Source organism: Corallococcus sp. AB038B, assembly GCF_003668955.1.
In the GTDB taxonomy this organism is placed as follows: Bacteria; Myxococcota; Myxococcia; order Myxococcales; family Myxococcaceae; genus Corallococcus; species Corallococcus exiguus.
This window is the reverse complement of record NZ_RAWO01000008.1, coordinates 248,215-270,040: the sequence shown is the minus strand read 5'-3', so window position 1 is coordinate 270,040 and position 21,826 is coordinate 248,215. Positions and strand designations below refer to the sequence as shown.

The 21,826-nt window shown below is 71.1% G+C and carries 11 protein-coding genes; 3 read left to right on the top strand and 8 right to left on the bottom strand.

Going from position 1 to position 21,826, the window contains the following annotated elements:
- Positions 1 to 12: 12 nt before the first annotated feature.
- From D7Y04_RS28335 to D7Y04_RS28310, 6 genes are all read right to left on the bottom strand, one after another.
- Positions 13 to 6,468, bottom strand: a complete 6,456-nt coding sequence (locus D7Y04_RS28335) for a non-ribosomal peptide synthetase (protein ID WP_121761286.1) — start codon at positions 6,466 to 6,468, stop codon at positions 13 to 15.
- Positions 6,465 to 13,232, bottom strand: a complete 6,768-nt coding sequence (locus D7Y04_RS28330) for a polyketide synthase (RefSeq protein WP_199749744.1) — start codon at positions 13,230 to 13,232, stop codon at positions 6,465 to 6,467. The genes D7Y04_RS28335 and D7Y04_RS28330 overlap by 4 nt, the downstream gene beginning before the upstream one ends.
- Before the next feature lie 174 nt (positions 13,233 to 13,406).
- Positions 13,407 to 14,285 (bottom strand): alpha/beta hydrolase, encoded by an 879-nt coding sequence (locus D7Y04_RS28325; protein ID WP_147477204.1) that lies wholly within the window; start codon positions 14,283 to 14,285, stop codon positions 13,407 to 13,409.
- Positions 14,282 to 16,030, bottom strand: coding sequence for a DUF885 family protein (locus D7Y04_RS28320; RefSeq protein WP_121761283.1), 1,749 nt, complete (start codon positions 16,028 to 16,030; stop codon positions 14,282 to 14,284). Before D7Y04_RS28320 ends, D7Y04_RS28325 begins: the two co-directional genes overlap by 4 nt.
- A gap of 27 nt (positions 16,031 to 16,057) precedes the next feature.
- Positions 16,058 to 16,645, bottom strand: a complete 588-nt coding sequence (locus D7Y04_RS28315; protein ID WP_120595105.1) for an NYN domain-containing protein — start codon at positions 16,643 to 16,645, stop codon at positions 16,058 to 16,060.
- Between the two features lie 39 nt (positions 16,646 to 16,684).
- Positions 16,685 to 17,572 carry a LysR family transcriptional regulator gene (locus D7Y04_RS28310; RefSeq protein WP_121761282.1) on the bottom strand — a complete coding sequence of 296 codons (888 nt, stop codon included), beginning with the start codon at positions 17,570 to 17,572 and terminating at the stop codon, positions 16,685 to 16,687.
- Positions 17,573 to 17,685: 113 nt separating this feature from the next.
- Here D7Y04_RS28310 and D7Y04_RS28305 point away from each other — a divergent pair, with 113 nt between their 5' ends.
- Positions 17,686 to 18,618, top strand: coding sequence for an MBL fold metallo-hydrolase (locus D7Y04_RS28305; RefSeq protein ID WP_121761362.1), 933 nt, complete (start codon positions 17,686 to 17,688; stop codon positions 18,616 to 18,618).
- Here D7Y04_RS28305 and D7Y04_RS28300 read toward each other — a convergent pair.
- Positions 18,551 to 19,564 (bottom strand): GlxA family transcriptional regulator, encoded by a 1,014-nt coding sequence (locus tag D7Y04_RS28300; protein WP_121761281.1) that lies wholly within the window; start codon positions 19,562 to 19,564, stop codon positions 18,551 to 18,553. The two genes, D7Y04_RS28305 and D7Y04_RS28300, sit on opposite strands and share 68 nt — an antisense overlap.
- Before the next feature lie 163 nt (positions 19,565 to 19,727).
- Here D7Y04_RS28300 and D7Y04_RS28295 point away from each other — a divergent pair, with 163 nt between their 5' ends.
- Together D7Y04_RS28295 and D7Y04_RS28290 are read left to right on the top strand one after the other, a co-directional pair.
- Complete coding sequence (locus tag D7Y04_RS28295; protein ID WP_120595086.1) at positions 19,728 to 20,096, top strand: hypothetical protein; 369 nt, start codon at positions 19,728 to 19,730, stop codon at positions 20,094 to 20,096.
- Entirely contained in the window at positions 20,093 to 20,428 is a 336-nt protein-coding gene (locus D7Y04_RS28290) for a DUF3817 domain-containing protein (RefSeq protein WP_121761280.1), read from the top strand. Before D7Y04_RS28295 ends, D7Y04_RS28290 begins: the two co-directional genes overlap by 4 nt.
- On the opposite strand, the gene D7Y04_RS28285 is transcribed toward D7Y04_RS28290, so the two are convergent.
- Complete coding sequence (locus D7Y04_RS28285; RefSeq protein WP_147454493.1) at positions 20,397 to 21,779, bottom strand: hypothetical protein; 1,383 nt, start codon at positions 21,777 to 21,779, stop codon at positions 20,397 to 20,399. The two genes, D7Y04_RS28290 and D7Y04_RS28285, sit on opposite strands and share 32 nt — an antisense overlap.
- Between the last annotated feature and the right edge of the window lie 47 nt (positions 21,780 to 21,826).

Below are 21,826 nucleotides of genomic sequence, written 5' to 3'. Positions count from 1 at the left end.
TCAAAGGGCCGCTCAGTCCGAGCGTCCCGGCAGTTTCCCCTTCAGCTTATTGAACAAGCGTTGCGCCAGGGGAACAGAAGTCTCCGGAGTGGCAGTCTTTGGCGGCATGACGGGCTGCGTCCTGACGGCGGGCGTGGGAGCCGCCGCCGCGGGCGCCAGCTGCGAGGCCACCTGCTCCAGCGTGTTGAGCAGGAGCGTGCGCGGGTGCAGCTCCTGGTTCAGCTCCTTCTTGACGCGCATCACCACCTGGAAGGACAGGAGTGAGTGCCCGCCGATGTTGAAGAAGTTGTCGTGCACGCCCACCTGCGCGATGCCGAGCACCTCCCGCCAGATGCGCGCCAGGTGCTGCTCCGTCGGCGTGCGCGGCGCGACGAAGGCGTCCTCGACGGCACGCGTGGTGCCCGCCGGAGGCGGCAGGGCCTTGCGGTCCACCTTGCCGTTCGGCGTGAGCGGCAGCGCCTCCATCTCCACGAAGTGCTGCGGCACCATGTACTGCGGCAGCTGCGAGCGCAGGTGCTTGCGCAGCTCCGTGTCCGTGTAGGCCTGTCCCGGCTTCGTCACCAGGTACGAGACAAGGCGGCGGTCACCGGGGCGGTCCTCGCGAACGAGGGCCACGGCCTGGGCCAGGGACGGATGCGAGGCAAGCGCCGCCTCGACTTCGCCCAACTCGATGCGGAAGCCACGCAGCTTCACCTGCGAGTCATTGCGGCCCAGGTACTCGACGGTGCCGTCGGCCAGCCAGCGGGCCAAATCGCCCGTGCGGTACATCCGCTCGCCAGCGCGGAAGGGGTTGGGCAGGAAGCGCTCCTGCGTCAACTCCGGGCGGTGGAGGTAGCCGAGCGTCACGCCGTCGCCGCCGATGTACAGCTCGCCCGCGACACCCACCGGCACGGGGGCCAGGTGAGAGTCGAGGAGGTAGAGCTGGGTGTTGGCGATGGGGCGGCCGATGCGGATGGAGGAGAGCGGAGGCTGCACGCGCCACGTGGTGGACCAGACGGTGGTCTCCGTGGGGCCGTACATGTTCCACAGGCTGCCGACGCGGGCGAGGAGCGACTCGGCCAGCTCGCGGGGAAGGGCCTCGCCACCGACGAGGGCCTTGAAGCCGGGGCGCGGCTGCCAGCCGGCCTCCAGCAGGAGGCGCCAGGTGGAGGGCGTGGCCTGCATGACGGTGACGGCGTTGGACTCCAGCGCGGCCTTGAGGAGCGCACCGTCGGACGCTGTGTCACGAGAGGCGAGCACCACCTGGGCACCGGTGGAGAGGGGCAGCAGCAGCTCCAGCACGGCGATGTCGAAGGAGAGCGTGGTGACGGCCAGCAGTACGTCCTGGGCAGAGAGGCTGGGGGCCTCCTGCATGGTGCCCAGGAAGTTCACCACCGCGCGGTGCGGGACGCGCACGCCCTTGGGCTTGCCCGTCGAACCCGACGTGTAGATGACGTACGCCACGGCTTCCGGCGTGACGGCGGGAACCTCGGGGGCCGTGTCCGCCTGCGACGTGGTGTCCTCGACGAAGAGGGACTTCGCCGTGGTGGAGGGCAGGGTGCTCTGGAGCGCGCGCTGGGTGAGCACGAGCGAGAGCTGCGCGTCCTCGACCATGAAGGCCAGACGCTCCGGCGGGAAGCCGGGGTCGAGCGGGACGTAACCCGCGCCCGCTTCGAGGATGCCCAGCAGGCCCACCACCATGTCCGGACCGCGCTCGGTGAAGAGGCCGACGAGGCTTCCGGCGGTGACGCCCTCCTGCTTGAGCGCGTTCGCCACCTGGTGGCTGCGCTGGATCAGCTGCTGGTACGTGAGCGTCACGGCGCCGGAGCGCAGCGCCACCGCGTCGGGCGTGGCCCGGGCCTGGGCGGCCACCAGCGTGTGGACGAAGGCCTGACGGTCGAACGGCTTCTCCGTCGCGTTCCAGTCCACCAGCACGCGCTGCTTCTCCGACTCGGGCAGCAGCGGCATGCGCGACACCGGCACCTCCGCGTCGGACACCGCGGCGCGCAGCAGCGTGCGGATCTGCTCGAGCATGCGGACGACGGTGTCCCGCTCGAACAGGTCGGTGTTGTAGTCCATGCCGCCGACGATGCCGTTCGCCGTCTCCTTCACCCAGAAGCTCAGGTCCAGCGGCGTCGCGTGCGCGTGCACGTGCACCTGGCCGTAGGTGAGGTCTCCCAGGCTGGCGCCGCGGTTGCGGACGTCCTGGAAGGTGAAGAACGTCTGGAACAGCGGCGTGCGGCTCAGGTCGCGCTGCACGCCCAGTTGCTGCATCAGCAGCTCGATGGGCATGTCCTGGTGGCCGAAGGCCTCCATGCACGTGGTGCGCACGCGCTCCAGCAGCTGCCGGAACGTCTGCTCCGGCGCCAACTGCGTGCGCAGGACGAGCGTGTTGACGAAGAAGCCCAGCAGGTCCTCGACCTCCGGATGCGAGCGGCCCCGGATGGGCGTGCCCACGACCAGGTCCTCCTGGCCGCTGTAGCGGTGCAGCAGCGTCTTGAACGCCGTGAGCAGCACCATGTACAGCGTCGCGTTGGACTCGCGGCCCAGCTTCGTGAGGGCGGCCACCTCCGCGCCGGTGAGGACGAAGGGCTCAGTCCCGCCCTTGAGGCTCATCTGCGCGGGGCGCGGCTTGTCCGTGGGCAGCTCCAGCGCGGGCAGGTTCCCGGAGAGCTTCCCCTTCCAGTAGCGCGCCTGCCGCTCCAGCTCCTCGCCCTGGAGCCAGTTGCGGTGCCACTCGGTGAAGTCCGCGTACTGGATGGGCAGGGTGGGGAGCTTGGGCTCCTGGCCCCGGGTGAGCGCGGAGTAGATGACGTCCAGCTCGCGCAGGAACACGTCGAACGACCACCCATCCCAGATGAGGTGATGGGGCATGAAGAAGAGGACGTGCTCGTTGGCGCCCAGCCGGAACAGCGTCAGCCGGAACAGCGGCGCGGCGGTGATGGGAATGGACTCGTCCGCCAGCGCCTGAAGGCGGCGCAGCAGGTCCTCCTCGCGCGTGTGCGCGGGGACGGGCTCCAGGTCCACCGGCTCCAGCTCCACCGTCAGGGACGGGGCCACGTGCTGCACCGGCGTGCCCTCGTCCCACCGCACGAAGGTGCGCAGGGACGACTGGCGCTCCATCAGCTTGTTGAAGCTGAAGCGCAGCGCGCCCACGTCCAGCGCGCCGTGCAGGCGGAACGCGGAGGGCAGGTTGTAGACGGCAGTGCCCGGGTTGAGCTGCTCCAGGAACCACAGCCGCTGCTGCATGAGGGACAGCGGCGCGGGCGCGGTGCCAGCGCGGGGGGAGATGCGCTGAGCGGGGCTGGTGGCTCCGTCGTCGCCGCGCACCAGCCGGGCCAGCTTCTCCACGGTGGGCGCTTCGAACATGCGGCGCAGCGTGAGGCTGACGTCCAGGTCGCGGCTCGCGCGCGTGAGGGCCTGCGACGCCAGCAGCGAGTGGCCGCCCAGACGGAAGAAGTCCGCCGTGACGCTCACCCGGCGCAGCCCCAGCACGTCCGCGAAGATGGCCGCGAGCTTCTGCTCCGTCTCGTCGCGAGGAGCGATGAAGGCGTCCTCCTGCGACTCCACCTGCGGCGAAGGCAGGGCCTTGCGGTCCACCTTGCCGTTCGGCGTGAGCGGCAGCGCGGGCAGGGCCACGAAGTGCTGCGGCACCATGTACTCCGGCAGCCCCTGCTTGAGGTGCGCGCGCAGGGCTTCGTCCGCCGGAATCGCCTGGCCGGGCCGCGCGATGAGATACGCGACAAGGCGGCGGTCACCGGGGCGGTCCTCGCGAACGAGGGCGACGGCCTGGGCCAGGGACGGGTGCGAGGCAAGCGCCGCCTCGACTTCGCCCAGCTCGATACGGAAGCCGCGCAGCTTCACCTGCGAGTCATTGCGGCCCAGGTACTCGACGGTGCCGTCGGCCAGCCACCGGGCCAAATCGCCCGTGCGGTACATGCGCTCGCCAGCACGGAAGGGGTTGGGCAGGAAGCGCTCCTGCGTCAACTCCGGGCGGTGGAGGTAGCCGAGCGTCACGCCGTCGCCGCCGATGTACAGCTCGCCCGCGACACCCACCGGCACGGGGGCCAGGTGCGCATCGAGGAGGTAGAGCTGGGTGTTGGCGATGGGGCGGCCGATGCGGATGGAGGAGAGGGGAGGCTGCACGCGCCAGGTGGTGGACCAGACGGTGGTCTCCGTGGGGCCGTACATGTTCCACAGGCTGCCGACGCGAGCGAGGAGCGACTCAGCCAGCTCGCGAGGAAGGGCCTCGCCACCGACGAGGGCCTTGAAGCCGGGCCGCGGCTGCCAGCCGGCCTCCAGCAGGAGGCGCCAGGTGGAGGGCGTGGCCTGCATGACGGTGACGGCGTTGGACTCCAGCGCGGCCTTGAGGAGCGCACCGTCGGAAGCCGTGTCACGGGAGGCGAGCACCACCTGGGCACCGGTGGAGAGGGGCAGCAGCAGCTCCAGCACGGCGATGTCGAAGGAGAGCGTGGTGACGGCCAGCAGCACGTCCTGGGCAGAGAGGCTGGGGGCCTCCTGCATGGTGCCCAGGAAGTTCACCACCGCGCGGTGCGGGACGCGCACGCCCTTGGGCTTACCCGTCGAACCCGACGTGTAGATGACGTACGCCACGGCCTCCGGCGAGACGTCCTGCGCAGGCAGCGCGGAATCGGGCTGCGAGGCCGTGTCCTCGATGAGCAGGGGCTTCACGCTCGTGGAGGGCAGGGACGCCACCAGGGCCTGCTGCGTGAGGATGGTGGAGAGCTTCGCGTCCTCGACCATGAAGGCCAGACGCTCCGGCGGGAAGCCGGGATCGAGCGGGACATAGCCAGCACCCGCTTCGAGGATGCCCAGCAGGCCCACGACCATGTCCGCGCCGCGATTCGTGAAGAGGCCGACGAGGCTTCCGGCCGCGACGCCCTCATGCTTCAGCGCGTTCGCCACCTGATGGGCGCGCTGGATCAGCTGCTGGTACGTGAGCGTCACGTCCCCGGAGCGCAGGGCCACCGCGTCCGGCGTGGCCTGGGCCTGGGCGGCCACCAGCGTGTGGACGAAGGCCTGACGGTCGAACGGCTTCTCCGTCGCGTTCCAGTCCACCAGCACGCGCTGCTTCTCCGCGGCGGGCAGCAGCGGCAGGCGCGAAACGGGCGCCTCCGCGTCGGCGACCACGCCCCGCAGCAATTCTTCGTAACATGACATCCAGCGGCGAACCGTGGAGCCATCGAAGAGGTCGGTGTTGTACTGGCACTCCAGCACCACGCGGCCATGGGCCTCGGCCGCGTTGATGAAGAGGTCGAAGTTCTCGTAGTGGCGCGGGTTGCTCGCCAGGGTGCAGGTGAGGCCCTGGAACGCCAGCTGCTCGCCCGTGACGGCCTGGTCCACGTTGAACAGCACGTTCACCAGCGGCAGGCGGCTGGGGTCGCGCGGCAGCGCCAGCTGCTTGAGCAGCGTGCCGAACGTGTACTCCTGGTGCTCGTAGGCATCGAGCATCGTGGTGCGCAGCTGCTTGAGCACCTGCGTGAAGGGCGCCTCCGCGGCGACGTTGCTGCGCAGGGGCAGCGCGTTCACGCAGTGGCCCACCAGGTCCTTCAGGCCGGCCACGGACTGGCCCGCGGCGGGGATGGCCACCACCACGTCCTCCAGCCCCGTCAGCCGGTGCAGCAGCGCCTTGAAGCCCGCCAGCAGCGTGGTGAAGAAGCTGCCGCCGTGCTTCGCGCCCACGCGCTTGAGCTGCTCCACGAGCGCGGGCTCCAGGACGTAGTCCTCACGCCGGGAGCTGTACGTCTTCGACGGCGGACGGCGCCGGTCCAACGGCAGCTCCAGCACCGGCAGCGAACCGGAGAACTGCTTCAGCCAATAGCGCTCGTGCTCCGCGTACTCCGGCGTCGTGGCCAGTTGGGCCTGCGCGCGGGCGTAGTCGCTGAACGTGGGCGCGGGCGACAGCGTGTGCGGGGTGCGCCGCGCGTGCGCCGAATAGAACGTCGCCAGGTCGCGCAGCATCACCGCCATGGACCAGCCGTCGCACACGATGTGGTGCGCGGTCAGCGTCAGCAGGTGCTCTTCCGCGGACAGCCGGGCCAGGCGCGGACGCAGCAGCGGCCCTGACTCCAGGGGCAGCGGCGTCTCCACCTCCTGGGCCACGAGCTCGCGGACGCGGGCGTCGCGCTCGGAGGGCGGCAGCGCGTCCAGCGCGAGCACCTCCAGCGGGAAGGGCGTGGTGGCGGCCACGCACAGCGTGAGGCCGTCCGCGCTGAACGTGGTGCGCAGCGCTTCGTGCCGCTCGCTCAGGTCCTGGAGCGCGGCGCGCAGGGACTCGACGATCAGCGGGCCGTGCAGCCGCACGGACATGGACTCGTTGAAGGCGCACGACGCGTCCGGGCCCATCTGCACGCCGGTCCACACCTCGCGCTGGGGCTCGGTGGATGGCGCGGTGAGCAGCAGCGCGGGCCCGGCGAACGGGTCGAAATCCTCGGGCAGGTCCTGAATCGGGGTCGCGGGGGTCTTCATCGGGTCTCGCTCAGCTTGACGAACTTGCCGGGCACCGTGGGGTGCGGGACGAACCAGGCAGGGTTGCCCTGCGGATCACGCCCCAGGCGGGCGCCGGGGACGGGGGGCTGGTTGGAATCGAAGGCGGCGGGGGCCTGCGCCTGGGCGCGGGCCGTGCCGGGCAGGAAGCCCGCGTCCTGCAGCTCCGTGACGCTGTCCTGGAACGCGGTGATGAGACGCTGCAGGTCCGCGTCCGAGTGCGCCGTGGTGAAGAAGCACGGGAAGCCATCCCAGATGTGGATGCCCTTGTCGCGCAGCAGGCAGAACAGCAGGTCCGCGTTCGCGGCGTCCCCCGTGACGAACGTCTTCCACAGCGACCCGAAGTGCTTGATGCGCAGCGGGGCGCCCACCTCGTCGAAGAACGCGTTGAGCGTGGTGGCGAGCGTGTCCGCCTTGGCGCTCACGCTGCGCTGCAGCTCCGGGCCCGCGGCCTTCATGTGCTCCAGCGCGGCCTTCGCGGCGGCGAGCGCCAGCGGGTGGCGCACGAACGTGCCCGCGAAGTACGTCACGCCCACCGTGGGCACGGAGTCGTCGCCGAACTGCCAGTGGCCGCCGTCCAGCGCGTCCATGAACGGGCGCTTGCCCGCGATGACGCCAATGGGCATGCCGCCGCCCACGACCTTGCCGTAGGTGGCCACGTCCGCCTGGACGCCGAAGATGGACTGGGCGCCGCCCGGGTGCATGCGGAAGCCGGTGATGACCTCGTCGAAGATGTAGACGGAGCCGGACTTCTGGGTGAGGTCGCGCAGCTGGTGCAGGAACTCGCGCGGCTGGAAGTCCGGGCGGCGGCTCTGCACGGGCTCCACCATGATGGCGGCCAGCGAGTCCGCGCGGGCGCGCAGGATTTCGAGCGACTCCGGCGTGCCGTAGTCCAGCACCAGCACGTCCTGCACCGCGCCCGCCATGATGCCCGGAGCGGCCGGCACGGTGCGCAGGCTCTTGGTGCCGCGCACCAGCACCTCGTCGAAGATGCCGTGGTAGCTGCCGCTGAAGATGGCGATGGTGCTGCGGCCCGTGACGGTGCGGGCGATTCGCATCGCGCCCATCACCGCCTCGGAGCCGGTGTTACAGAGCGCCGCGCGGTCCGCGCCGGTGAATTCACAGACGAGCTTCGCGACCTCGCCGGCCAGCGGGTGCATGGGCCCCAGTTCGTAGCCGTCGTCCACCTGCTTGTGCACGGCCTGGGTGATGAAGTCCGGCGCGTGGCCGAACATCACGGACCCGAAGCCGTTGAGCGCGTCCAGGTACTCGTTGCCGTCCATGTCCCAGAGCTTGGAGCCCTTGGAGCGGTTCACGGCCAGCGGGTAGATGAGCTCCTTGAGCAGCGGGCGGAAGCCGGTCACCACGCGCGGATCCGACAGCTGGTTCCGGTTGTCCTGGGCGTAGCGCTTGGAGCCCTGCGTCTTCGCGTTGTAGCGGCGGGTGAAGTCCTCCAGGAACGTCTGCTGGCGGGGCGTGAGCGAGTCCTTCGGCGCCAGGCTGATGCGCGCGATGGCGCCGAAGGCCTTCTTCACGTCGTACTTCACCGGGCCCTTGAGGTCGGCCTCATCCGGCGCGGCGGCCGGAGCGGGAGCGGCGGGCTGGGCGGCCTGCGGCTGCGCGGCGGGGGCCGGCGCGGGCTGCGGCTGCGCGATGGGCGCCGGCGCGAAGGCCTGCGGGGCCACGGCCTGCGCGGGCTGACCGGACAGGAGCGCGAGCTGCTGGGTCATCAGCCAGAGCTGCTGCGCGACGACCGCCTGAAGGCTCCCGGCGGGCGCGGCCATCGCCTGGGCCTGGAACGCGGCACCGGCGGAGGCGAACTGCGCGGGGATGGCAGCGACAGCCGGAGCCCCCTGGGCCGGGAACGCGGTGCCCGCGGACGGAGCGGCCTGCGGCTGACCGAGGATGTTCGCGGTCATCTGCGCGGCCGGCGCGGCGGCCACCGGGGCGGGCGCGGCCTCTTGCGGCATGCGGCCGTCGAGGTACGCGGCGAGCTGTCCCAGCGACGCGACCTCTTCCAACAGCTGCCGGAACGTCACCTTCACGCCGAACTGCTTCTGCACCGCGAGCGCCGCCTGCGTGAGCACCAGCGAGTCCAGCCCCAGCTCCAGGAAGCTCGCGCCCGGATCCGCGTCGGCCAGCTCCAGGCCGCTCAGCTCCTCGAACAGGTTGCGCAGGGTGGGGACAAGACGCTCGGCACGGGGAACAGGGGCGGGACTCACGGCGACTCCGGTGGACAGGGTAGGCGCGGGCACGGGCGCCCGCTCGAGGTCGATCCAGTGGCGCTGCCGCTGGAAGGGATACGTAGGAAGGGTGACGCGCTGGCGCTGCTCGTCGGCGTGGAAGGCCCGCCAGTCCAGGGCCACGCCCCGGCGCCAGAGCTGGCCCGCGGCGGTCAGGAGGGCGGTCCAGTCTGCGGCATCACCGGTGGACTCGCCCAGGGAGGCGAACACCCGCGAGCGCTGGTCGGCCGAGGCCTGCTGCCGCGCCAGCGTGGCGAGCGTCACGCGCGGGCCCACCTCCAACATCAGGTGGTCGCCCTTGTCCCAGAGCGTGCGCAGCGCGGGGGAGAAGCGGACCGTGTCGCGCAGGTGCCGCGCCCAGTACTCAGGGGACGTCGCCTCGGAGTCCTTCAGCCACGTGCCCGTCGCGGTGGAGACGATGGGGATGCGCGGTGCGGACAGGCGCATGCCCTTCACCGTCTCCAGGAATGGCGCCACCGCGGCTTCCATCATCGGCGAGTGGAACGCGTGCGACGTCTGGAGCATCCGGCACGCGGTGCCCTCCGCCTCCAGCGCGGCCTGCAGCCGCTGCACGGCCTCCGTGGGCCCGGACACCACGCACAGGCGGGGCCCGTTGTCCGACGCGATGGCCAATCCGTCCGTCAGTCGCGGCGCCACTGCTTCGGCGGACAGGCGCACCGACAGCATGCTGCCCGGCGCCTGCGCCTGCATCAGCTGGCCGCGCTTCGCCACCAGGTGCAGCGCGTCCTCCAGTGTGAAGACACCCGCGAGGCACGCGGCGACGAACTCGCCCACGCTGTGGCCCACGAGCGCGCCCGGCCGCACGCCCCAGCTCCACCAGAGCTGCGCGAGTGCGTACTCCACCGTGAAGAGGGCCGCCTGCGCGAACGACGTCTGGCGCAGCGTCTCCGCGGCCTCGGGAGACTCCGGGTCCTTCGGGAAGAGCACCTCGCGCAGGTCGCGCCCGAGCAGCGGCTTGAGCACCTCCGCGCACGCATCCACCGTGGCGCGGAAGGCCGGCGCGTGGCGGTACAGCCCGTGCGCCATGTCCGGATGCTGCGAGCCCTGACCCGGGAAGAGGAACGCGACGGGCGGCGTGGACTCCAGCGCGGAGGCCTCCGGTTCGGCCGCAGTCAGCGCTCGCACCGCTTCCTCATGGGTGCCCGCCACCACGGCGCGGCGGAACGGGAACGCCTTGCGGCCCGTGGCCAGCGTGTGAGCCACGTCCGCGAGCGAGTCCTCCGGATGCGCCTGGAGGTGCGCGGCCAGCCGCAGCGCCGCCTGCGCCACGGCCGCGGGCGTCTTCGCCGACAGCGTCAGCAACTGGCGCGGCTTCGACGGGCCGGAGGCCGGCCGCTCGGGAGCCTCCTCCACCACGACGTGCGCGTTGGTGCCGCCCACGCCGAACGAGCTCACGCCCGCGCGCAGGGGGCCGGTGCCCTCCGGCCACGCGGAGCGCTTCGCCTGAACGAAGAAGGGGCTGCGTGGGAAGTCGATCTTCGGGTTGGGTGTCTGGAAGTGAAGCGTCGGCGGCAGCTCGCGGTGCTTCAGCGCGAGCACCGTCTTCAACAGGCCCGCCACGCCAGCCGCGGCGGTGAGGTGGCCGAAGTTGCTCTTCACCGAACCGATGGCGCAGAAGCCCGTGTCCGCCGTATGCGCGCGGAATGCCTGCGACAGCGCCTCCACCTCGATGGGGTCACCCAGCGGCGTCGCCGTGCCGTGCGCCTCCACGTAGCGGATGGTGCGAGGGTCGATGCCCGCGTTCGCGTGCGCCGTCGCGATGGCGGTGGCCTGGCCCTCCACGCCCGGCGCCGCGAAGCTCACCTTGGCCGCGCCGTCGTTGTTGATGCCCACGCCGCGCAGCACCGCGTGGATGACGTCGCCGTCCGCCTGCGCGTCCGACAGGCGCTTGAGCACCACCGCGCCCAGGCCGTCGCTGAAGAGGGTGCCGGTGGCGTTCGCGTCGAAGGGGCGGCAGTGCCCGTCCTGGGAGAGCATGCCGCCCTCCTGGTACAGGTGGCCGGACTTCTGGGGCACCGTCACGGACGCGCCGCCCGCCAGTGCCACATCGCACTGGTGCGTCTGGAGCGCCCAGAAGGCCTGCGCTACCGCGACGAGCGACGTGGAGCACGCGGTGTTGAGCGACAGCGCGGGCCCGCGCAGGTCCAACTTGTGCGCGACGCGGGTCGCCACGTAGTCCTTCTCGTTGGCCACCATCGCCTGGAAGGCGCCCACCCGGCCCACGATGTCCTGCCGGGGCAGCACGTGGAGCGGCTGGTAGCTGTTGTTGTGCGTGCCCGCGAAGACGCCGATGAGGCCGGGGGACGTCTCCGGCACGCAGCCGGCGGACTCCAGCGCCTCCCATGCCGTCTCCAGGAACAGGCGCTGCTGCGGATCCATCACCTGCGCTTCCTTCGGCATGATGCCGAAGAAGGCCGCGTCGAACAGCTCCACGCCCTCCAGGGTGCCGCGCGCCCGCACGTACTCGGGGGCGTCGCGCTCGGCGGCGGACACGGACGGGTCCACTTCCTCACGCGTGAAGGTGGCGACGGACTCCACGCCGCCCACCAGGTTCTTCCAGAACGTCTCGATGTCGGGCGCGCCCGGGAAGCGGCCCGCCATGCCGATGATGGCCACCGGCTCCGCGCCACCCGCCGCCTGCTGACGCTTCGCCTGCCGCGCCTCCGCCAGCTGCTTGAGCGACGGACGCGACGCATCCCCCGTCAGCACCGCCGCCAGCTGCGCCACCGTGGGGGACTGGAACAGCTGGACGATGGGGATCTCCAGCCCGTGCGCCTGCCTCAGCCGCGCCACGCACTGGAGCGCGAGCAGCGAGTTGCCACCCAGCTCGAAGAAGCTGTCGTGCACGCCCACCCGGTCGATGCGCAAGAGCTGCGCCCACGCGTCCGCGATCGTGCGCTCCAGCGGCGAGCGCGGCGCGACGAACGCCTGCTGCAGCTCCGGCCGCGTGGGCAGCGGGGCGGGCAGGCCCCGGCGGTCAATCTTCCCGCTGGGCGTGCGCGGCAGGGCGTCCATCACCACGAACGCGGACGGCACCATGTAGTCCGGCACCCGCGTGGACAGGTGGCGCCGCAGCGTCCCGGCCGCGTGCTCCAGCGTGCCGTCCGGGACGACGTAGGCCACCAGCCGCTTGTCGCCGGGCACGTCCTCACGGGCCACCACCGCCACCTGCTTCACCGCCGGGTGGCTGCCCAGCGCGACTTCAATCTCGCCCAGCTCGATGCGGTAGCCGCGCACCTTCACCTGGCCGTCGATGCGGCCCAGGAACTCCACGTTGCCGTCCGGCAGCACGCGCGCCAGGTCGCCCGTCTTGTAGGCGCGCTCGCTGGTGCCGGGCTTGAGCGGGTGCGGCACGAAGCGCTCCGCCGTCAGCGCCTCGCGGTGCAGGTAGCCCTTCGCCAGGCACACGCCCGCGAGGAACAGCTCGCCGGACTCGCCCTGCGGCATGGGCTTCTTCTGCTCGTCCAGCACCAGCAGCTCGCAGCCGTCCACCGCCTTGCCAATGGGCGGCAGCGCGGGCCACGTGTCGGGCGAGCCCCGGAGCACGTAGCTGGAGACGACGTGCGTCTCCGACGGGCCGTAGTGGTTGTGCAGCGCGCAGCCCGGCAGCGCGGCGAAGAACGCGCGCAGGTGGTGCGTCACCTGGAGCTGCTCGCCCGCGGTGACGACCTCGCGCAGGGCCGGCGGCACCTTCTGGTGCGAGGTGGCGATCTCCGCCAGGTTCTGCAGCGCGATGAAGGGCAGGAACAGCCGCTCCACGCGCTCGTCCGCCAACAGCTGCAACAGCAGCACGGCGTCCAGCCGCAGCGCGTCCCGCACCAGCACCAGCGTTCCGCCGGAGCACCAGGTGCCGAACAGCTCCTGGAACGACACGTCGAAGGACAGCGGGGAGAACTGCAGCGTGCGCGTGCCCGGCCCCGCGATGGACTGCTCCAGCTGCCATGCGATGAGGTTGGCGAGCGGCCGGTGTCCCATGGCCACGCCCTTGGGCGTGCCCGTGGAGCCGGACGTGTAGATGGCGTAGGCCAGCCCCTCCAGGCTCGACACGTCCACCGGTGATGCCGGTGCCTCCGGAGCGAAGAGGGCAGGGGACTCATCCAGGCACAGCACCGGGCCCGCGAAGGCAGGCAGCCCCGCGCGCAGCTTCGCCTGGGTGAGCAGCACCGGCGCCTTCGCGTCCTCCAACATGAAAGCCAGACGTGGCGCGGGATAGGCCGGGTCCAATGGCAGATATGCGCCGCCTGCCTTGAGCACGGCCAGCACCGCCACCACCATCTCCACCGAGCGCTCCAGGCACACGCCCACGAGCACGTCCGTGGTGACGCCCAGGCCCCGCAGGTGGTGCGCGAGCTGGTTGGAGCGACGGTCCAGCGCCGCGTACGTCAGCCCCGCGCCTTCGAACCGGACCGCCTCGGCGTCAGGCGTCCGGGACGCCTGCGCGGTGAAACGCGCCACCACTGTCTGCATGAGCGCTGCGTCCACGGACTTATCCCCCGGGTCCATCAGACCGTCAGGTACCGAGCGTTTGAGATTGAAGAGGATGGGAAAGACGGGCCAATCCGGTCACGCAGCATGCCATGCCTGGAAAGGAATGATCGCGTCTGGGCAGATTCCTTACATCCGGCCGACCCCTCGGCCGCTCCCCAGCCGCCACATTCAGAGAAAGCGCGACAAGAACGCCAACACCCTGCGTGGATATTCTTCGGGAGAGGCCTGGAGGTAGCTTTCGTGCCCTGCACCCGGCACGCGCCACTTCTCCCACGGGCCTTGACCCTGGCGAAGCAGGTTTTCCAGGGCTGCGTCCGGCACCCAGGGATCCGAATCGCCCGCCACCAGCAGGACGGGGCGGCCCGCGAGCGCGGCCATGTCCCGCGCGGGTTGCACGGCGTTCACGTCCACGCCCGCGCGCTTCATCACCCCCAGCGCCGGCCACAGGCCCAGGGGTCCCCAGTGTCCCAGCTCGTCCTGGAGCGCCTGCGCGGGCGCCACGGCCGCGGCCTCCACCACCACGGCCTTGATGCGCGGATCCTCCGCCGCGGCCTTCAGCACCGAATAGCCCCCCAGGGAGAACCCGAGCGCACCGATGCGCTTCGCGTCCACCTCTGGCTGGAGCGCGGCGAAGTCCACCGCCGCCCGCACCTGGGTCGCCTCGCGGTCGCCATAGGTGGACACCGTTCCGCTGCTCTCGCCGTGCGCGCCCAGGTCGAAGAGCACCAGCCCGTATCCGGCCCGGGCCAGGAACCGCGCTTCGGGCAACAGCTGCGTGCGGTTGCCTGACAGCCCATGGACCAGGACGACGAGCGCCCCGTCGCGCGGAGGCAGGTACCAGCCCTTGAGCTGGAGGCCATCGCGGTCCTGGAACGCCACGTCGCGCAGGCCGGCGAACTCCGCTTCCTGCGGAGGACTGCCCACCGGCTGCCGGGGCGGGTGCACCTCCTGGGAGATGTAGCGCGCGCTGCGTACCGCGACCCATGCGGCCATCGCCAGCAGGGCCACGCCTCCCAGCAGAAGCCCGGCGACGAGCGGACGCTTCACGCGGACTCCCGGGCCACCCACGCGTCGATCTTCGCCTCCAGCACGTCCAGCGGCAGCGAGCCCGTCAGGAGCACCTCGTCGTGGAAGGCCTTCACGTCGAAGCGCGTCCCCAGCGCGGCCTCCGCCTTGTCCCGCAGCGCGCGGATGCGCAGCTGGCCGACCTTGTACGCCAGCGCCTGGCCGGGCCACGCGATGTAGCGGTCCACCTCGTTGGTGACGTCCAGCTCCTGGCGCGGCGCGTTCTCCATGAAGAAGTCCAGCGCCTGCTTCCGCGTCCACCGCTTCGCGTGCAGGCCGGTGTCCACCACCAGCCGCACCGCGCGCCACATCTCGTAGGCGAGCTGGCCGAACTTGTCGTGCGGGTCGTCGTACAGACCCAGCTCGTCGCCCAGGGACTCGCTGTAGAGCGCCCAGCCTTCATCGAAGGCCACGTAGGACGTGAAGCGGCGGAAGGCCGGCACGTCGGTCTGCTCGTTGGCAAGGCACACCTGGAAGTGGTGGCCGGGCACGGCCTCGTGCAGCGTCAGGGGCACCATCTCCCAGACGGGCCGCGTCTCCGGCCGGTAGAGGTTCACCTGGAAGGTGCCCGGGCGCGAGCCGTCCGCGGCGGCCGGGAAGTAGAAGCCCGTCGTCACGTCCGGGGCCATGGCCTCCGCGATGGGTTCGACCACGTAGGGGGTCTTCGGCATCGTCCGGAACAGCCGCGGGAGCAGCGGGTCGATTCGGCGGGCCAGCGTCCGGTAGCGCGCGAGCAGCGACTCACCGGTGGGCTCGTAGAAGCGCGTCTCCGTGCGCAGCGTGTCGAAGAAGCCATGGAGCGTGCCGGTGAAGCCCGTGCGCGCCATTACCGCGTCCATCTCCGCGCGCAGCCGCTGGACCTCCGTCAGGCCCACCGCGTGAATCTCCTCCGGCGTCATCCGCGTCGTCGTGTGCCGGCGCGCGAGCACCGTGTACATCGCTTCGCCATCCGGGAACTGCCAAACGCCCACCGTCTCCGGCGCGGCGGGCAGGTACTCCGTGGTGACGAAGTCCAGGGCGCGCTTCAGCGCGGGCACCACGGTGTTCGCGATGGCGTCGCGGCCCGCCTGCGAAAGCCGCCGCGCGTCCTCCGGCGTGAAGTCCTTGGGCATGCGGGTGAAGGGACTGAAGAAGCCGCTCTGCGTGGCATCCTTCACCACCTGCCGCTCCAGCTGCGGCGGGATGCGCTGGAGCACGATGCGCGGGTGGATGCGGTGCTGGCGCATGCCCTCGCGCATCAGCGCCACCACCTGATCCGCGTAGGCGCCGAAGCCCTCCAGCCGCTTCACCCAGTCCTCGTAGTCCCGCACCGTCTCGAAGCGCAGGGTGTCCGCCAACTGGTACGCCGTCTGGAGCCCCGGCGGCATCTTGAGCCCTTCCGGCAGGCACCCCATCTGGTTGAGGGGCATGAGGTGCCACTTCACCCCGTACTCCTCGATCCAGGTCTCATGCATCCGGCGGAAGAGGTCCAGGTGCAGCCGGTCCGCGTCGCTGTCCAGCGCGGCGCGGTCCACGTCCTGCAACCGGCGCAGCACGGCGTGGCTGTGCTGGTGATCCGCCTCCAGCGCCGTGAGGCTCAGGTCATCCCATCGGTCATTCCAGCGCCGGTCCCCCAGGAGCGACGCGTAGGTGGGGTACTGCTGGAGCGAGTACTGCCACTCCGCTTCCAGCAGGGTGTGCAGCGAAGCGGACGCGGCGCCGCGCTGGGGGACGGACTGGGATGACATGGACGGACTCCGGCGTGGAAACCGCGGCTAGACGAACAGAGAAGGATCGAACTCGTCCACGTTGACCGGCAGCAGCCGGGGCAGGGGGCGCTGGAACACGCGGGCGTTGAGCTCCAGGTCGACGACCTTCAGGCCCAGCGGGGTGAGCTCGCGGAATTTCTGGCTCACATACTCGCGCAGGCCCAGCACGGCGACCTGCCGCTTCTCTTCGAGCAGGGGCTTGAGCGCCTCCGCGAAGTCCGCGCCGTCGTGGCTGGCCAGGCCGACCGCCGCCTGCGGACGCTGGGTGCGGATGTTCTCCAGGAGCTTGAGGATGCCCAGGTCCACGACCTTCTGGTCCGGACGGCCGTGCAGCAGCGCCACTTCACAGCCCGCGGACTTCAGCGCGCGCACGAAGCCAATCATCGCGTCCGGCAGCTGCTCACCCCGAGAGTTGAGCACCACCACGCAGCGCACCGGCTTGGGGAAATACGTGTCGCAGAAGGCGACGAGCCGGTCGAACTGCACCCGGTCCTGCGGCTCGGGCTTGCGCCCGACGATGTTGGAGACGGCCCAATCGACGTTCTCGGCGTCGATGAGGACGTAGGATGCGGCGGCGGGGCGGACGGATTGCATGGCGGGCACAATACGCGGGCTGCCGGCCGTTGGGGGTTTTCATCGACCCAGGCGAATTCGTTGGAACTCCTCGCGCAACAGCTCTGACACACGGCGCACCCGGGGAATATCCAGCGCGGATTTCGCGCACACCAGGTGGGTCTGGCTCCGGGAGAAGGGCCCCAGGTCCACCTCCAGAGGGACGAGGCGCGAGGGGCGGGTGAAGCGGTGCGCCATGCGCGCCATCACCATCGCGCCCAGGCCGGCCTCCGCCGCCGCGAGCAGCACCAGGTAGTTGTCCGCCGTGAATGACGGACTGAAGCCGGGGATCATCGACTCCAGTTGGGGGTTGGGCGGGACGGCTTCGAAGGGGGGCGCCCAGGCCACCCAGGGCAGCTGCTGGAGCGAAACCTTCTTGGGCAGCCGGGCCTTCAGGGCCTTGGACACGAAGACGGCGTTGGGGACCTCCAGCGTGTCCACGAGCTTCAGGTCCGCGCTGGTGGGAGGCCGTCCGCGCAACGCGAGGTCCGCCTCACCGCGCCCCAGGTCCAGGTATTGAATCTGGGATTGCACCTCCAGGCGCAGGCCCGGGTGCTTCTGGGAGACGAAGGCGGCGAAGGGGGCCAGGAAGTCGAAGCTCATGTAGGGCGTGGCCGTCACGCGCACGATGCCCCGGGGCGAGCTGTCCGCGGATTCCGCCGCGCGGTGCAGCTCACCGGCCCACTCCGCCATCTTCTTCGCGGGCACGAGCAACCGCTCTCCCGCGGACGTGAGCGCCGCGCCATCCACGCTCCGGCGGAACAGCGCGGAGCCCACCGCGTACTCCAGCGCGGCCAGCCGCCGGCTCACCGTGGGTTGTCCGATGCGCAGCCGCCGCGCGGCCCCGCTGAAGCTGCCCGTCTCCGCGATGGCGAGGAACAGCCGGGCGTCGTCCCAGGAGATATCCATGAATGGATGGCATCATGCCGATTTCACGGATTCCCATCCATGAGCGCATCGCGCATCGTGCCGCCTGTCCCAAACGACCGGTGCCTCGCGCCGGAAGGAAGAAGGAGTCCGTCATGAAGTCCCCCCTGCTCGCGCTCTGCCTCTGTGTCGCTGGTTTCTCCACTGGCTGCGCCACGTCCTCGCACGGCGCGCAGAAGTCCGCGCTCGGCGTGACGCGGCCGGCGGACGCGCTGCTCGCGGAGCTGGACGCGCCCGGGCCGGTGGAGCTGGAGACCGTCACCTCGTGCGACTGGTCCGTGAATCGCAGCGGCCTCATCAACCTGGACCACCCGACGGCGAAGGCGGCGCACCTGGAGGACGGGGACGAGCCCGTGCAGGTCTTCTTCCACGCGATTCGTCATCCCACGAAGGGGATGTTCATCGTGGACACCGGCGTGGAGACGGCGCTGCGGGACGCGCCGGACCGCGCGGCGCTGGGCGGCATCGTCACGAGCGCGATGCACATGGAGAAGATGACGGTGCTGGCGCCGTTGGGCGAGTGGCTGGCGAAGCAGCCCCAGCCGCTCTCCGGCGTCTTCCTCACGCACCTGCACCCGGACCACATCAGCGGCATGGCGGACGCACCGGCGGGGACGCCCGTCTACACCGGCCCGGGTGAGGCGGGCCTCCGCGCCTTCCGCAACCTGGTGGTGCAGGGCGCCACGGACCGCGCGCTGGAGGGCAAGCCGGCGCTGTCGGAGTGGAACTACACGGCCGACCCGAAGGGCCTCTTTGACGGCGCGGTGGACGTCTTCGGGGACGGCTCCGTGTGGGCGCTCTGGGTGCCGGGGCACACGCCGGGCAGCACCGCGTACCTCGTGCGCTCCACGAAGGGGCCGGTGCTGCTGTTGGGCGATGCCAGCCACACGCGCTGGGGCTGGGAACACGACGTGGAGCCGGGCTCCTTCACGGATGACGGGCCCCGGGGCGTGGAGAGCTTCAAGAAGCTGCGCGCCTTCGTCGCGGCGCACCCGGCGGTGGAGGTGCGCTTCGGCCACCAGCATTGAGGCGGTCTGCTCCCCGGAACGCGCGGCGGTAGGCGAGGGGGCTGGTGGTGACGAAGCGCTGGAAGTGTTCGCGGAAGGTGGTGAGCGACTGGAAGCCCACCTCTTCCGCGACGGCCTCCACGGACTGCTCGGTGGTCTCCAGCAGGTACTGGGCGCGGCGCACGCGGGCGTGGAGGAGCCATTGGAGCGGAGTGGTGCCGGTCTGCTCCCGGAAGCGGCGGCTCAAGGTGCGGTCGCTCATCGCCGCCTTCCGGGCGAGGTCGTGGAGCGTGAGCGGCCGGTCCAGGTGGTCCTCCATCCAGTGCAGCAGCGGCTCCAGCGACGAGCCTTCGGGGGCGGGAGGCACGTGGGTGATGAACTGGGACTGGCCGCCGTCACGCTCCAGCGGCATCACGGCCAGCCGCGCAGCGTCCGCCGCCACCGCGGCGCCATGGTCGCGCCGCACCATGTGCAGGCAGAGGTCCAGCCCCGCCGCCGCGCCCGCGGAGGTGAGGAACTGGCCGTTGTCGACGTAGAGGACATTCGGATCCACCTGGATGGAGGGGAAGCGCCGGGCCAGCTCCTCCGTGGCCATCCAGTGCGTGGTCGCGCGCAGCCCATCGAGCAGCCCTGTCGCGGCCAGGAGGAACGCGCCCGAGCAGATGGACGCGATGCGCGTGCCCCGGCCCGCGGCCGCGCGGAGGACCTTCACGAGCCTGGGCGGCACGGGCCCGGAGACATCCGTGATGCCGGGCAGGATGATGGTGTCCGCGCGCGCCAGGGCGCCCAGGCCATAATGGGTCTTCACCCGGAACGCGCCCGCGTGGACCTCCGGCGTGAGGCCGCAGACGCGGACCTGGTAGCCGGGGCCGCCGAAGGGCAGCCGCACATGGCGGAAGACCTCGGTGGGAATCGAGAGGTCGAACGGCACCACTCCGTCCAGAGCGACGATGGCCACGGTGTGCATGTCGGGACGATGCCAGGGCCGGTGGGTTCCCGCCAAGGTAAGTCGTGGCGGGAAGTCGTCGAAAGATGGCGTTTACGCCACTCACGGTGGGAGCGGGGCCCGTGTCATACGGACGGGGCTTCGTGGCGATGGCCGCCACGGCGTGCCAGGGACGTGTGACGGGGTGTTGATCTACCGCTTGCTGCTCCTGCTGAAGTTCGTGGGCGTGGTGCTCTATGGCGGCGGGCTCGTGGGGGCGCTGGCCGCGACGGAGTCCCGGGACCGCAAGCGCGCGGTGCACGCCATCGCGTCACCGGGGTTGGTGGTGACGTGGACGGCGGGCTACCTGCTCACGCTCCAGTTCAACATCGCGTTGACGGAGGCGTGGATTCTGGGCGGTCTGACGCTGTCGCTGGTGTCGCAGTTGGCGCTGGTGGCCATGGCGTCCCGTGAGCGGCGCACGATGGCGGGGGCGCTTTGGGCTGCCGTGCCGTTCTTCTGCGTGCTGGTGCTGATGGTCTTCCGGCCGCGCTGGCCCTGGGTGGACACATGAATGCGCTGAGACAGCTGCGGTGGGTGGCCTTCCTGGAGGGGATGTCCTTCCTGGGGCTGCTCTTCATCGCGATGCCGGTGAAGTACCTGTTCGCTCAGCCCCTGGCGGTGCGGATCACAGGCAGCGTCCACGGGCTGTTGTTCCTGCTCTTCGTGTCCTCACTGTTCCGCGCGGCGTCCGAACACGGCTGGACGGCGCGCCGTTCGCTCGCGGCGTTCGGCGCGTCGCTGGTGCCGTTCGGGACCTTCGTGCTGGACCGCTCGCTGCGGCGGGAGGAGCAGCGAGCGGAGGGCGCCACACCTACCGCAGGCGGAACGAGCCCTCGGAGATGATCAGCAGCTCCACGCCGGTGGTGGCCTTGGGTCCGAAGGCCACCAGGGTGGCGGTGGCGCCGCCTCGCACCGCGGCGTCATAGGTGGCGAAGGCGTTGACCACCGCGTCCGCGAGCGCCGTGGCGGACGCCTTGCCGGACTGTTCCAGCACCGTGCCCAGCGCGGCTTCGAGCGTCGCGCCCGCCTGCGCGCCCGCATGCACCGCCGAGTCGAAGGCGAGCTGGTTGCTGCTCGTCACTCCCAGCTGAGCCCCCATCACGGACGCGCTGCCGCCGGTGGCGAGCTGGGTGTTGTAGTTCGCCCAGGCCGTCGCGGCGGCGTTGGCCGCCGTGGCGGAAGAGAGGTTCGCTCGCAGCGACGTGGCGGCGGTGTTCGCCTGTTGCAGCGTCAGGTCGGTGGCGCTCGCGCCCTGGAGCAGGGCCTTCACGGCGGCCTCGGTGGCCCGGGCCTCCAGTGCGGCGGCGGCTCGCACCGACGCGTCCGCGACCGCGATGCCCGCTCCCGAGGACAGCCGCGCATCCACCGCGATGCGATAGGACACGCTCGCCTCTCGCTCCGCCTGCTGGTCCTGCGCGTCGTTCGCCTGGGGCGTGGCCGCACGCACCGCCGCGAAGAACGTGTCGTAGGCGCCCACCGCGGACTGTCCGCCGGCATCCAGTGACGCGTCCAATTGCGCGGACGCATCCAGCGACGCGCTGAAGAGCTGCTCCTGCGTGACGGCCACGCCGGCCCGGGCGTACGCCTTGATCCGAGTCGCCTGTGCCGCGCGCACCGCCGCGCTCAACGCCTCCACCGACTCCGCCGCCGTCGCCTTGAGCTGGCCGCGCACCGCCGCCGCCTGCTCCGAGTTCAGCCGCGCGCGCAGGTCCACCGTGTCCACGCCATTCGGCGAGTCCCCGTCCCGCACCATCTGGACGAAGACCTCCGCCTCCAGCGAGGACTCACTCGTGATGGGCGGCGCCGTGCGCACTTCCTGACCGGACTGCGGCGTCGTGGAGTCCAGCACCGCGGAGCCCACCGTGGCGGCGGACGCGTTCACCGCTTCGATGATCAGCCGCTGCCCCGCGTCGTCCAGCTCCAGCGTGTAGCTACCATCCGCCGCGACGTCGGCCTCCGCCAGCGTCGTCAGGTCGCCGGACGCCACCACGCGGCTGATCCGCACCGTGGTCGCCGCCGAGACCGTTCCATCTCCGGCCAGCGCGGGCGCGCCGTCGACGAGCCCCTGCGACTGCTGACCGCCTCCGTTGGTGACGTGCCCCCGGACCTTCACCTTGTCGTCGCCGCCACAGGCCGCGAGCATCCAGCACACCAGTGCACCCAGAACCACTTCACCCGCACGACGCTTCTGCATGGATGGGGAACCCCCGGCCGGGCGAAAAGTCGCCTCGGCGTCATGGC

What these genes read in the sequence shown, in the direction of transcription:
- D7Y04_RS28335 (WP_121761286.1), bottom strand. Translation starts at nt 6,468, where the DNA reads ATGAAGACCCCCGCGACCCCGATTCAGGACCTGCCCGAGGATTTCGAC.
- D7Y04_RS28320 (WP_121761283.1), bottom strand. Translation starts at nt 16,030, where the DNA reads ATGTCATCCCAGTCCGTCCCCCAGCGCGGCGCCGCGTCCGCTTCGCTG.
- D7Y04_RS28315 (WP_120595105.1), bottom strand. Translation starts at nt 16,645, where the DNA reads ATGCAATCCGTCCGCCCCGCCGCCGCATCCTACGTCCTCATCGACGCC.
- D7Y04_RS28310 (WP_121761282.1), bottom strand. Translation starts at nt 17,572, where the DNA reads ATGGATATCTCCTGGGACGACGCCCGGCTGTTCCTCGCCATCGCGGAG.
- D7Y04_RS28305 (WP_121761362.1), top strand. Translation starts at nt 17,686, where the DNA reads ATGAAGTCCCCCCTGCTCGCGCTCTGCCTCTGTGTCGCTGGTTTCTCC.
- D7Y04_RS28300 (WP_121761281.1), bottom strand. Translation starts at nt 19,564, where the DNA reads ATGCACACCGTGGCCATCGTCGCTCTGGACGGAGTGGTGCCGTTCGAC.
- D7Y04_RS28290 (WP_121761280.1), top strand. Translation starts at nt 20,093, where the DNA reads ATGAATGCGCTGAGACAGCTGCGGTGGGTGGCCTTCCTGGAGGGGATG.
- D7Y04_RS28285 (WP_147454493.1), bottom strand. Translation starts at nt 21,779, where the DNA reads ATGCAGAAGCGTCGTGCGGGTGAAGTGGTTCTGGGTGCACTGGTGTGC.